This is a genomic window from Candidatus Brevundimonas phytovorans (assembly GCA_029203145.1).
Lineage (GTDB): Bacteria > Pseudomonadota > Alphaproteobacteria > Caulobacterales > Caulobacteraceae > Brevundimonas > Brevundimonas phytovorans.
The window spans coordinates 2,684,365-2,696,734 of record CP119309.1; the positions used below are offsets into that span (position 1 = coordinate 2,684,365).

Genomic DNA, 12,370 nt, shown 5'->3' on the forward strand with positions numbered 1-12,370 from the left:
AACCCCGCGCCGTCGCCGGCGCGGGGTTTCTGCATTCAGACCTTCAGCAGGACCTAGTAGCGGTAGTGTTCCGGCTTGAACGGACCCTCGGTCGGGACCGAGATGTAGTCGGCCTGTTCCTGCGACAGCTTGGTCAGCTTGGCGCCGAGCTTGGCCAGGTGGAGGAAGGCGACCTTCTCGTCCAGATGCTTGGGCAGGGTGTAGACCTGGTTGGCGTAGGACTTGGCGTTGGTCCACAGCTCGATCTGGGCCAGGGTCTGGTTGGTGAAGGAGGCCGACATCACGAAGGACGGGTGGCCCGTGGCGTTGCCCAGGTTCACCAGACGGCCTTCCGACAGCAGGATGATCTTCTTGCCGTCCGGGAACTCGACGTGGTGGACCTGAGGCTTGATCTCGTCCCACTTGAAGTTCTTCAGGGCGGCGACCTGAATTTCCGAGTCGAAGTGACCGATGTTGCAGACGATGGCGTTGTTGCGCATCGCCCGCATGTGCTCGAGGCGGATGACGTCCTTGTTGCCCGTCGTGGTGACGAAGATGTCGGCCTTGTCGGCGACGTCTTCCAGGGTCTGGACTTCGTAACCTTCCATCGCGGCCTGCAGAGCGCAGATGGGGTCGATCTCGGTGACGATGACGCGGGCGCCGCCGTTGCGCAGCGAAGCGGCCGAGCCCTTGCCCACGTCGCCGTAGCCGCAAACCACGGCGACCTTGCCCGACAGCATGACGTCGGTGCCGCGACGGATGGCGTCGACCAGGCTCTCACGGCAGCCGTAGAGGTTGTCGAACTTGGACTTGGTGACGCTGTCGTTGACGTTGATGGCGGGGAAGGGCAGTTCGCCGCGCTCTGCCATCTGATACAGGCGGTGAACGCCTGTGGTCGTCTCTTCCGACACGCCGCCGATGGCGTCACGGATGGCCGAATAGAAGCCCGGCTTCTCGGCCAGGTAACGCTTCATGACCTTGTAGAGGGCTTCTTCTTCTTCGTTTTGCGGGTTGTTCAGGACCGACGGGTCCTTCTCGGCTTTCGGGCCAAGCACGCAAAGAAGGGTCGCATCGCCGCCGTCGTCGAGGATCAGGTTCGGGTAGCCGCCGTCAGCCCATTCGAAGATCTTGTGAGCGTAGTCCCAGTACTCTTCCAGGGTTTCGCCCTTCAGAGCGAAGACCGGGGTGCCGGCGGCGGCGATGGCGGCGGCGGCGTGGTCCTGGGTCGAGAAGATGTTGCACGAAGCCCAGCGCACTTCTGCGCCCAGGGCTTCCAGCGTCTGGATCAGAACCGCCGTCTGGATGGTCATGTGCAGGCTGCCGGCGATGCGGGCGCCCTTCAGCGGCTTGGCGGCGCCGAACTCGTCGCGCAGCGCCATCAGGCCCGGCATTTCGGTTTCGGCGATGGCGATTTCCTTGTTGCCGAAATCGGCCAGGGAAATGTCGCGAACGATGTAGTCGGTCATGAGGGGGTTCTCGCGGCGAGGATTTTCAAGGCGCCGCTATAGCGCGCCCAGCCCGCCGGGGCAATCAACCCATAAGGATGTCTTTATATGACCCTCGGCATGACCGTCTGAACGACCCCTACGGGATTCTACGCAGCCGCGTCTTAAGGCACGCAATACCCATAAGGTTCAAAGGGATAAACGGGCGCGCTCCCCTGCGCTCAGCAGCGTTGCATAGAGAACCTCGGACATGGCCGGCGAAGACATCGAACATCGCATGAAATTCATGGGCCTGGGTCCGGCCTCGGCCGGCTATCGCGCCATGAGCCCTGTGCTGCGTCGCGAAACCCCGATCGCCCTGGCCGCCTTTTATGACCGGGTGCGCGCCGAGCCGATCACCCGCCGCTTCTTCCGCGAAGAGGCTCACATCGCCGCCGCCAGCAAGGCGCAGGTGAGGCACTGGGACGCCATCATCGACGGTCGCGCCGACGCCGACTACGCCAAGTCCGTGCGCACCATCGGCCATGTCCACGCCCGCATCGGGCTGGAGCCGCGCTGGTACATCGGCGGCTACAGCGTCATCCTGGCCCACCTGACCCGCGCCATCGCCGAGCGTCCGCGGAAGTTCTGGGCCAACAAGCGCGAGCATGACCTCGTCACCGCCGAAGCTGTCGCCGAGTTGACCCAGCGGGTGATGCTGGACATGGACCTGGCCATCTCCATCTACCTCGAAGTGCTGCAAGAGGAGCGCGACCGGGTGAAGGCCGCTCACGACGAGGCGGAGGCGCGCCAGACCGAGGTGGTCCGCGCCCTGGGCGCCGCTCTGCACGACCTGGCCGAGAACGACCTGTCGACCACCATCCCCGGCGTCTTCCCCGAACAGTACCGCAGCCTGCAAAACGACTTCCACGCCGCCACCCGCGCCCTGCGCACCGCCGTCCGCGCCGTGGCCGACAGCGTGCAGAGCCTGAGCGCCGGCTCCAACCAGCTGGCCACCGCCTCCGAAGACCTGGCCAGCCGCACCGAGCGCCAGGCCGCCAACCTGGAGCGCACGGTCAACGAGGCCGACGCCATCGCCCGCGCCGTGGCCTCGACCGCCGACAACGCCCGCCAGACCGCCGAAGCCCTCGCCGCCGCCCGCGTCGATGTCGAGGAAAGCAGCCAGGTGGTCGGCGAAGCCGTCGCCGCCATTCACGCCATCGCCGAATCCTCGACCGGCATCGCCCGCTTCACCAGCCTGATCGACGAGATCGCCTTCCAGACCAACCTGCTGGCCCTGAACGCCGGGGTCGAGGCCGCGCGCGCCGGCGACGCCGGTCGCGGCTTCGCCGTCGTGGCCCAGGAAGTCCGCGCTCTGGCCCAGCGTTCGTCGGAAGCGTCCGGCGAGATCCGCACCCTGATCTCCACCTCCTCGGCTCAGGTGGCGCGCGGCGTCGATCTGGTCGAACGCACCGGCGAGGCGCTGGAGCGGATCGGCGGTCGCGTGGTGGCCATCGACGGTCTGGCCGGCGGCATCGCCGGTTCGGCCCAGGAACAGGCCGAGGGCCTGGCCCGCGTCCGCCGCACCATGGGCGAGATGGATGACATCACCCAGCAGAACGCGGCCATGACCGAGGAAGCCACCGCCGCCGCCCGCCAACTGGCCAACGAAGCCGTCAGCCTGAACCAGCAGGTCGGCCGCTTCCGTCTGGACCGCGGCGCCGGAGGGCCGCACCTGCGCGCCGTCAGCTGACCCCGGTTTAGAGACTGGCGCACGGCGTCGGACACGGCTTAACTCCCCCAAGTTCGAAGGGGGAGTTTCGACCATGAAGACCTTGCTGACCGGCGCCGTCTGCGCGCTTGCGCTGACGACCGCCCTGCCCGCCGCCGCCCAGACCGCCGCGCCCGAAACCGGCGCCGTGACCCTGATCCAGGCCGGGCGGCTGCTGGACCACCCCGGCCGGGCGCCGCGCGGACCTTCCACCCTGGTGGTGCGCGACGGCATGGTGGTCGAAATCCGTGACGGTTTCATCGACGCGTCAGGCTTCCCCGGCGCGACCGTGGTGGATCAGCGCGACCGCTTCGTCCTTCCGGGCCTGATCGACAGCCATGTGCACCTCGTGTCTGATCTCGCCGGACAGGCCGGCTTCCTGTCCGAGATCACCGACAATCTGCCCGTGCACGCCTACAGCGCCGCCATGAATGCGCGAAAGACGCTGATGGCCGGCTTCACCACTGTGCGAAACCTCGGCGACACGGGCGGGGTCACTCTGGCCCTGCGCGAAGAGACGGCGGCGCATCGCCTGCCCGGGCCCCGCATCATTGACGCCGGCAACAGCATCTCGGCCACCTCGGGCCATATGGATGCGCGCCTCGGCTTCAACGACGATTTCCGCGAGCACATTGCGCATGACAACGTCTGCAACGGCGCCGAGAGCTGTCGCGAAGCGGTGCGCCTTCAGGTCGGACGCGGCGTCGACGTGATCAAGATCGCCACCACCGGCGGGGTCAACAGCCGCATCGGCGCAGGGCTCGGCGCCCAGATGTTCGAGGACGAGGCCAAGGCCCTGATCGACACGGCCCACCTCTACGGCAAGAAGGTCGCGGTCCACGCCCACGGCGCCGACGGCATCAACCTGGCCCTGCGTATGGGCGCCGACTCGATCGAGCACGGCACCATCTTCGACGACGAGACCCTGCAGCTGCTGCGCCGCACTCGCGCCTACTACGTCCCGACCCTGTCGACAGTGAACGGCTACACCGAACGGCTGGCCGCCGACCCCGAGGCCTACCCGCCCGAGGTCCTGCCCAAGATCCGCTGGCGCATCTCCATCACCGGCCAGTCGCTGCAACGCGCCGTCCCTGCCGGGGTCCGCATCGCCTTCGGCACCGATGCCGGCGTGTCGAAACACGGCCGCAACGCTGACGAGTTCGAGCTGATGGTCAAGAACGGCATGACGCCGATGACCGCCATCGAGGCCGCCACCGTCAACGCCGCCGACCTTCTCGGCCTGGCCGACGAGGTGGGCGTGCTGGAGCCGGGCAAGCGCGCTGACATCATCGCCGTGACGGGCGATCCGCTGACCGATGTGACGAGACTGAAGACGGTCGCCTTCGTCATGCGCGACGGCCGCATCTACAAGGACGAACGCTAACCCGTCGAACGGCGTCACTCGACTTCCGGCTTGGCCGCGCCGCCGTGCGCGGTTAAGCCGTCGGCCATGGCTGACGACGCTTCGATCCGACCCGCCCGCGATCTCTCGATCCCCCGTCACGACTGGACGCTGGAGGAGGTCGAGGCCCTGTTCGCCCGCCCCTTCATGGAGCTGGTGTTCGAGGCCGCGACCGTTCACCGGCGCACCTTTGACCCCAGCGAGGTGCAGAAATCCCAGCTGCTGTCGGTCAAGACCGGCGGCTGCGCCGAGAACTGCGGCTACTGCTCGCAGTCGGCCAGCTTCAAGACCGGCCTCAAGGCCGAGAAGCTGATGGAGCCGACCGCCGTCATCGCCGAGGCCATGGCGGCCAAGGCGGGCGGAGCCAGCCGCTTCTGCATGGGCGCCGCCTGGCGCGAGCTGAAGGACCGCGACACGCCCAAGCTGGCGGCCATGATCTCGGGCGTAAAGGCCCTAGGCCTGGAGACCTGCGCCACCCTGGGGATGCTGAACGCCGACCAGGCGAAACAGCTGAAGGACGCGGGCCTCGACTACTACAACCACAACCTCGACACCGGGCCTGAGTATTACGCCGAGGTGGTGACGACCCGCTCCTATCAGGACCGGCTTGAGACCCTGCAGCACGTCCGCGACGCGGGCATGAGCACCTGCTGCGGCGGCATCGTCGGCATGGGCGAGAAGCGCCGCGACCGCGCCGGCCTGCTGCACGCCCTGGCCACCCTGCCCGCCCATCCCGACAGCCTGCCGGTCAACGCCCTGGTTCCCGTCGGCGGCACGCCCCTGGGCGAGCGGGTGCTGAAGGAAGGCGAGATCGACCCGATCGAGTTCGTCCGCACCGTGGCCGTCGCCCGTCTGGTCTGCCCCCGGTCCATGGTCCGCCTGTCGGCTGGCCGCGAAGGCATGACGCCGGAGATGCAGGCCCTGTGCTTCCTGGCCGGCGCCAACTCCATCTTCGTCGGCGGCAAGCTTCTGACCACGCCCAACCCGGAAGAAGACGACGACGCCAAGCTGTTCGCCCTTCTGGATCTCAAGCCCATGCCGCTGAGGGTCGAAGCCCGCGCCTAGGCGCTGCGGTTCAGGGGGATGACCTCCCCCGCCTTCTCGGCCTCGACCGCCGGGCGGGCCACGACGACGGGCAGACACAAGGTCACGGCGGTGCCCTCGCCCGGCGTGCTGTCGAGGCTCATCGTCCCCTGATGCAGTTCGGCGAGGGCGCGGACCAGGGACAGACCCAGGCCGGCGCCCTGCGCCCTCTGCTCTGCGCCGCCCGCCTGTTCATAGGGACGCCCCAGACGCGCCAGGTCCTCGGGCGCGACGCCGACCCCGGTGTCGGCCACGCTCAGTTCCAGCATCCCGCCCAGCGCCTCGGCGGAGACGGTGACGGCGCCGCCCGACGGGGTGAACTTCACCGCGTTGGACAGAAGGTTCAGCAGCATCTGCTTCACGGCGCGGCGGTCGGCGGCGACGCTCACGGCCTCGGGCGGCAGGACGGCGGCCAGATCGACGCCCTTGTCGTCGGCCTGCACCCGCACCAGGGCCAGGGCCGCCGAAACCGTCTCGCGCACATCGAAGGTCTCGATATTGAGGTCGTAGCGGTCGGCCTCGATGCGGCTGACGTCCAGCACGTCGTTGATCAGGGCCAGCAGGTGCCGGCCCGCCGTATGGATCGAGTCGGCGTATTCGGCGTAACGGTCGGGCACCGGACCGAACAGACGCTGGCGCATGATGTCGGAGAAGCCGATCACCGCGTTCAGCGGCGTGCGCAGTTCGTGGCTCATGTGGGCGAGAAAGCGCGTCTTGCCCGCGCTCTGGGCCTCGGCCTCCAGGCGGGCGGCGTCGAGGCCTTCCTCGCGCGCATGTTGCAGGGTGGCGTCCAGCGCCACGGCGATCAGCCGCGGAGGCTCCGTCGCAGCCTGACGCCGCAGCATCAGAAGAATACGACGGTCCAGCGCCAGACGCGGGGCGAAACGCACCTGGGCCTCCGACCCGGCGACCGCGCGGGCCAGGGCGGCCAGCACCGCCGGGCGATCCGGCGCGTGGACCGAGGCGACCAGACCCTCGTCGAACAGAGGATCGACCGGCAAGGCCGCTGGGGCCGCGCCATAGGCCGCCAGAGGCGCGCCCGAGGCGTCCAGCACCAGGGTCAGGCCCGGCTGACCGGCCAGCACCGTCTCGACCTGGGCCACCGCCGCCTCGACCGCGGCCAGCCGACGGGCCTGGGCCCCGGCGCTGAGACGGAAAGCCAGAGCCGCCGCCCCGAGCGTCAACAACGCCGCGACCGTGGCCATGCCGGGCGCGGCGGGCGGAACGCCCTTCACCCCCGTCGCCGCCAGACCGACGACCGCCGCCGCGCCTGCGCCCAGCAGGCCGAAGGGGGCCCAGCGCGACGATCCCAGGGCCACGGCTGCGGCCAGAGGCATGAAGACGAAGCCGCCCAGCGGCCCGATCAAGCCGCCCGACAGCCCGGACGCCGCCACCGCCGCCAGACCCCAGGCCGCCAGCAGGGCCGCCCGGATCGTCCGCCCGTCGCGCGCCAGGAGCACCAGCCCCAGCAGGCCCGGCGTGGCCATAGCCAAGGCCGCCGAGGCGTCGAGACCTGTGGCCTCTCCTCCTCGGCCCAGCCAGTCGCCGGCCAGAGCCGTCAAACCGACCGCCGCCGCCCAGCCCGCATGCCAGGCGGCCACGGCGGCGCCCTCCCGCGCGTCGGGCGCGTCGGGCGAACGGATCGGTTCGAACAGGGCGGGCGGCGGCTTCAATCCGGGCCTTTGAGGCGGTTGATTCAACCGTGCAGTCTAGACCCCGACCAAGGCCGACCAAAGGCCGCTCGCCTGGCGGGCGACTGTCCCAAAACGGGGCAGGCGCGGATCGCCGCGGGGGCGGGACAGTTGTCGTGCGGGGCGTCCGGGCCTATGTCGGCGGCCATGACCTCGACCAACGCCGCCCCCGCCCTGACCCTCGACGACACCGTGGCCGAACTGGTTGAGGAGTTCGACCTGCTGGGCGACTGGGAAGGCCGGATCGAATACGTCATCGACCTGGGCAAGGGCCTGCCGCCCCTGCCGGAGCACGCCCGCGTCGAGGCCAACAAGGTGCCGGGCTGCGCCGCCCAGGTCTGGCTGTCGACCCGTCGCGCCGGCGGACGGCTCTTCTTCGACGCCGACAGCGACAGCGCCCTGTCCAAGGGCAATATCGCCCTGCTGCTGAAGCTCTATTCCGGTCGCCTGCCCGCCGAGATTCTGACCTTCGACGCGCGCGCGGCGCTGGACCGGCTGGGCCTGCCCGCCGCCCTGACCCGACAACGCGCCAACGGCCTGAACAGCATGGTCGGCCGGATTCGCGAGGCCGCGGCTCAAGGCTGATCCACAGCCTAGGTTTTTGCCCTCGAACACAAAAACCGACGTTGTCCACAAGACCTAACATTTGATGGCGACGACCGCCGTCCGACGATGGCCCAATGCGCGCATGGAACCCTTGGGGGAAGCTGATCGCGCGATGGATGTGCTGTGGCGGGGCCTTTACGGCCAGCCCCTGCCGATCCGCGGCGCGGCGGCCCTGGCCCTCAAGGTCGTCATCATGAGTGAGAGGCAAAGATGGACAGCCGAATCCGCCGCAGACGCTCAGCCTGGACCCTCTCCCCGTTCGAGGGCCTGCTCCTGATCCTGGCCACCGCCTCGTTCGTCGGCGCCTGGCTCTCGGCGGTGCTGATCTAGCTAGCGCCCCGGACGCCGCGTCATGGCCGAGGCCGGCGCCAATTGCAGGCCGCGCGCCTCCAGTCCCGCCGTCCAGCGGGCGGCGGCTTCGACGGTGACGGGATAGCTGAAGCCGGTCCCCAGCGCCGCGCCGCGCGTCTTGGCGGCGGCTTCCAGGGCGTTGAGCTGACCCATGATCGCGGCGGGGCTCTGCGTCTCGTCGATGATGCGGTCGGCGCTGGCGCGGGCGAAGGCGCCGGGCTTCCTGCGCATCGAGCCGTCGTCGAGGAAGGCCACGCCGCGCTGACGCAGCACGGCCAGCATGGCGCCCATGCCCTCGTCCGACGTCGAAAAGCGGTCGCCCAGATAGTTGGTCACGCCGAAATAGCCGGTCGCGCGGCCCAGCAACCAGTCCAGCTTGGCCTCGACGTCGTCGGCGCCGCCGCTGGACAGCAGGGTATAGGGGCCGGGATCGTTCTCAGGATAGCCGGTCGGCTCCATCGGCAGTTCGATCATCACCTCGTGGCCCTGGGCGCGGGCCTGGTCGATCCAGGCCTGAAGACCCTCGGCATAGGGGACGAAGCTGAGCGTCACCTCGGCGGGCAGGCGCTCGATGGCGGCGCGGGTGGTGACGGCGTTCAGGCCCAGGCCGCCGACGACCAGGGCCACCATGGGCTTGCCGTTCGAGCGGAAGGGGCGGGCGTAGGCCTGGGCCGGGACGCGGCCGTCCGGCGCGATCCGCGGCAGGGGGCCATTGGGTCCGGGCGAGAACAGGCCCGCGATCGGGGCCTTGGGCAGGGGATTGGAGGGGCTGCGCACCGGCGCGGCGATGGCCGAACCGCCCGCCACGCTGGCGCCGTCCGGCAGGGTGATCAGGGCCTCGCCCCCGGCCGCGCCATTGGGGTCCAGCAGGGCGGGATCGCCGCCGGCCATGTCCTGATAGAGGTCCAGGCCGCTCATGGCGAAGGCATCGGCGCCGGTCGGGGCCGGATCCGCGACGGCGGCCGGACGCTCCAGCGCCACCCGGGCCGAGGGCGCGCCCGCACGCGGATCGCCCATGACGGCGACGAACAGAGCGCCGGCGGCCAGAACGAAGACGCCGGCAGCGGCCACGGCGACCGGCGGCTTCTTCAGCACGACCACGACGGTGTCGAGATTCAGACGGGCGCGATCCTCCGGCGGCATACCGGCGGCGGCGGCGAGGGCGGACTGGCGCTTGGCGAACATGGACAGGGCGGCGCTCGGACGACAGGGACGAAACGGGGAACCGCAGGACGCGGCCCTCCTCGATCCTTACTTATCCCCAGCGCCGGTTAAGAAACCCTAACGCGCCATTCACCACGTCGAAGAAGGGGCAGCATAGGCATCAGACGCTTCCTTCTCCCCTTGGGGGAGAAGGTGGCTCGCGAAGCGGGACGGATGAGGGGGCCGCCTGACCATCCTCAACATCGCCCGCCCTGCCCGCCGAACCCTACCCCTCATCCGAGCGGCTTTGCCGCCCACCTTCTCCCCCAAGGGGACAAGGGCTACTGCGGTTTGGCCTCATCAGCCTCGGCCGTCTCGACCGGCTTGGAGCCCGGCGCGGTGACGACGACATCGGCGGGCGCGGCGGCCAGCTTGGTCAGGTCGCCGCCGGCGCGCAGCACGTCCAGGGCGCGTTGCAGCTGATAGTCCTTGGCCTTGTCGAAATCCTTGCCCGGCGCTTCGTTGGGGGTGTGGGCGCCCTTTCGCTCGGCCCCGATGGAGGCGTCCAGCGCCGTGGCGTAGGCGGCCTCGGAATAGATGAAGCTGGAGCGCGAGACGATGCGGGCCTCGGCCTCGGAACGCGCGACCTCCAGGTCAGGCTCGATGCCGATCTTCTGGATCGACCGGCCCGAGGGCGTGAAATAGCGCGCCGTGGTGATCGACAGGGCGCCGTCGGCGCCGCCGCGCAGCGGGATGACGGTCTGCACCGAGCCCTTGCCGAAGCTGGTCAGGCCGACAACGGTGGCCCGCTCCTGATCCTTCAGGGCGCCGGCCACGATTTCAGACGCCGAGGCCGAGCCGTAGTTGATCAGGACCACGACCGGCAGGCCGCCGGTCAGGTCGCCCGGCTTGGCGGCGTAGCGTTCGATGTCGTCGGGCTTGCGGCCGCGCTGGCTGACGATCTCGCCGCGCTCCAGGAAGGCGTCGGACACGTCGATGGCGGCGGTCAGCAGCCCCCCGCCGTTGTTGCGCAGGTCCAGGACATAGCCCTTGATGCCGGGCTTCTCTCGCTTCAGCCGCTCGATGGTCTCGGTCAGTTCGCGGCCGGTGTTCTCGTTGAAGGTCGAGATGCGCAGATAGCCGAAGTCGCCTTCCAGACGACCCGTGACGGATTCGACCTTGATGACCTCGCGCGTCAGGACCACTTCGCGCGGCTCCTCGCCGTCGCGCAGGAAGGTGACGGTGACGCTGGCGCCGATGGCGCCGCGCAGCTTCTCGGAGACTTCGGACACGCTCAGGCCGGCGGCGTTCTGACCGTCGATGGCGCTGATGACGTCGCCCGCCTGGACGCCGGCGCGACCGGCCGGACTGTCGTCCATCGGCGAGATGACCTTCACCAGGCCGCCCTCGGACGTGATGGTCAGGCCGACGCCGGAATACTCGCCCGAGGTCCGCTCGCGCAGGTCGCCATAGGACTTGGGCGGCAGATAGTTGGAGTGGGGGTCCAGCGCCGTCATCATCCCCGACAGCGCCGCCTCGATCAGCTTCTTGTTGTCGACCGGCACCACATAGGCCTGCTCGACGATGCCCAGCACGTCGCCGAACATCTGGAGCATGCGGAAGGTCTCGTTGCGCGGGGTCTGGCTGGCGACAGCCGCCGCCGATCCGCCCAGGGCCAGGGCGGCGCAACCGATGAGAAGCAGTTTACGCATTCGGTGTCTTTCCATCGGACCCGCTCGGGCTCCGGTCGTCCAGGGAGGCGCAGGCGTTCACACGCCGACGTCAGATGGGACGATACAATCAGCGTCCGCGCGGATTTGAAAGGACTTTCGCGCGGACACACCGCCTATGGACCCCTATTGCAGCCAGGGCGCCGGGTCGATGGGGCGCTCGTCGCGGCGCAGTTCGAAATAGGCCTCGCCGTCCTCGCCGGTGCGGCCCAGGGCCTGACCGTCGGCGACGCGCTGGCCGGTGTCCACCGACAGCTGGTCCAGCCCGGCCACGACCACGCGCCAACCGGGGCCGAGGTCCAGAATGACCACCTCGCCCCACTCCTTCAGCGGCCCGGCATAGGCGACGCGGGCGGGGGCGGGCGCGGCGATGACCTCGTGGCTGGAGCGCCAGCGCCAGCCGCTGGAACCGCCGCCAAAGCGCTGCGACGGCGCGCCCTGCACCGGGGCGGTCAGACGGCTGCGACCGGCGGGCAGACGGGCGGCGGGGGCCTCGGAGGCGGCTTCGGCCACCACTGGCGTCTGGCCGCCCAGCTCGCGAATGCGGGCCTCCAGCGAGCGGGTGGCGCGTTCAGCGCGCGCGGCCTCAGCGCGCAGGACGGCGCGCAGGGCGACCTTGCGCGCCGACAGGCTCTCGATCTCGGCGCGACGATCCCCTTGCGCGCTCTCGACGGTGAACAGGCGTTCGCTGGACAGGGCGGCGAGGCGTCGGATGCGGATGACCTCGGCCTGGCGCTCGACCAGGGCCTTGGCGCGGCCTTGCAGTTCGGGGGTCATGGCGCGGATCAGGATTGAGGCTCGCACCGTGTCGACCGCCTTGTCCGCCGGGATCAACAGGGGCGGCGGCGGCTTGCGGCTCATCATCTGCAAGGCCGACAGCAGACGGCCCTGGCTGGCGCGTTCGCGCGACAGGGAGGCGACCAGGCCGGCCTCGCGGTCGCCCAGTTCCTTGAGGCGGGCGCGCTGGGATTCCAGTTGCACGTCGTCCTCGGCCTCGGCCCGGCGCAGTTCGGCCAGTTGCCGGTCCAGATCGACCACCTCGTCGCTGGCGGCGGCCGCCTCGGCGCGCAGGCGCCGCGCGCGCGCGGTCTCGTCGCGATACTCGGCCTGAAGCCGGGTCAGTTCAGGACTGGGCGCAGCCGCGCGCTGGCTCGACGCCGGGCCCGCCAGCATCAGCGCCAACTCCGACG

9 protein-coding genes are annotated in these 12,370 nt (G+C 69.7%); 4 read left to right on the forward strand and 5 right to left on the reverse strand.

Translation table 11 applies throughout. The features are described 5' to 3' along the window. Positions 1-53: 53 nt before the first annotated feature. On the reverse strand, positions 54-1,445 hold the full coding sequence (gene ahcY / locus P0Y52_13195) for an adenosylhomocysteinase (protein WEK57481.1): 1,392 nt from the start codon (positions 1,443-1,445) through the stop codon (positions 54-56). A gap of 229 nt (positions 1,446-1,674) precedes the next feature. Between ahcY and P0Y52_13200 the strand changes: the two genes are divergently transcribed. From P0Y52_13200 to bioB, 3 genes are all read left to right on the forward strand, one after another. Continuing rightward, positions 1,675-3,156, forward strand: coding sequence for a globin-coupled sensor protein (locus tag P0Y52_13200; GenBank protein ID WEK57482.1), 1,482 nt, complete (start codon positions 1,675-1,677; stop codon positions 3,154-3,156). Between the two features lie 73 nt (positions 3,157-3,229). After that, the gene (locus P0Y52_13205; GenBank protein WEK57483.1) at positions 3,230-4,558 is read left to right on the forward strand and encodes an amidohydrolase family protein; all 1,329 of its coding nucleotides are present in this window, start codon (positions 3,230-3,232) and stop codon (positions 4,556-4,558) included. A gap of 66 nt (positions 4,559-4,624) precedes the next feature. Then, on the forward strand, positions 4,625-5,641 hold the full coding sequence (bioB, locus tag P0Y52_13210) for a biotin synthase BioB (GenBank protein WEK57484.1): 1,017 nt from the start codon (positions 4,625-4,627) through the stop codon (positions 5,639-5,641). Here the strand turns inward: bioB and P0Y52_13215 are convergent. Beyond that, a complete protein-coding gene (locus P0Y52_13215; GenBank protein ID WEK57485.1) occupies positions 5,638-7,332 on the reverse strand; it encodes a HAMP domain-containing sensor histidine kinase in 1,695 nt (564 codons plus the stop codon). The genes bioB and P0Y52_13215 overlap by 4 nt on opposite strands. 165 nt (positions 7,333-7,497) lie before the next feature. On the opposite strand from P0Y52_13215, the gene P0Y52_13220 reads away from it, so the two are divergent. Beyond that, entirely contained in the window at positions 7,498-7,935 is a 438-nt protein-coding gene (locus P0Y52_13220) for a SufE family protein (GenBank protein WEK57486.1), read from the forward strand. 351 nt (positions 7,936-8,286) lie between these two features. Here the strand turns inward: P0Y52_13220 and P0Y52_13225 are convergent, their stop codons facing one another. The 3 genes from P0Y52_13225 to P0Y52_13235 all read right to left on the reverse strand — a co-directional run bounded on the left by P0Y52_13225 (position 8,287) and on the right by P0Y52_13235 (position 12,353). Then, the gene (locus tag P0Y52_13225) at positions 8,287-9,492 is read right to left on the reverse strand and encodes a divergent polysaccharide deacetylase family protein (protein WEK57487.1); all 1,206 of its coding nucleotides are present in this window, start codon (positions 9,490-9,492) and stop codon (positions 8,287-8,289) included. 299 nt (positions 9,493-9,791) lie between these two features. Continuing rightward, complete coding sequence (locus P0Y52_13230; protein ID WEK57488.1) at positions 9,792-11,162, reverse strand: S41 family peptidase; 1,371 nt, start codon at positions 11,160-11,162, stop codon at positions 9,792-9,794. 144 nt (positions 11,163-11,306) lie between these two features. Then, positions 11,307-12,353 (reverse strand): peptidoglycan DD-metalloendopeptidase family protein, encoded by a 1,047-nt coding sequence (locus tag P0Y52_13235; protein ID WEK57489.1) that lies wholly within the window; start codon positions 12,351-12,353, stop codon positions 11,307-11,309. Between the last annotated feature and the right edge of the window lie 17 nt (positions 12,354-12,370).

Excerpts from the sequence above, each read along its gene's own strand:
- ahcY (WEK57481.1), bottom strand. The coding sequence starts at position 1,445 with ATGACCGACTACATCGTTCGCGACATTTCCCTGGCCGATTTCGGCAAC.
- P0Y52_13200 (WEK57482.1), top strand. The coding sequence starts at position 1,675 with ATGGCCGGCGAAGACATCGAACATCGCATGAAATTCATGGGCCTGGGT.
- P0Y52_13205 (WEK57483.1), top strand. The coding sequence starts at position 3,230 with ATGAAGACCTTGCTGACCGGCGCCGTCTGCGCGCTTGCGCTGACGACC.
- bioB (WEK57484.1), top strand. The coding sequence starts at position 4,625 with ATGGCTGACGACGCTTCGATCCGACCCGCCCGCGATCTCTCGATCCCC.
- P0Y52_13220 (WEK57486.1), top strand. The coding sequence starts at position 7,498 with ATGACCTCGACCAACGCCGCCCCCGCCCTGACCCTCGACGACACCGTG.
- P0Y52_13225 (WEK57487.1), bottom strand. The coding sequence starts at position 9,492 with ATGTTCGCCAAGCGCCAGTCCGCCCTCGCCGCCGCCGCCGGTATGCCG.
- P0Y52_13230 (WEK57488.1), bottom strand. The coding sequence starts at position 11,162 with ATGCGTAAACTGCTTCTCATCGGTTGCGCCGCCCTGGCCCTGGGCGGA.
- P0Y52_13235 (WEK57489.1), bottom strand. The coding sequence starts at position 12,353 with ATGCTGGCGGGCCCGGCGTCGAGCCAGCGCGCGGCTGCGCCCAGTCCT.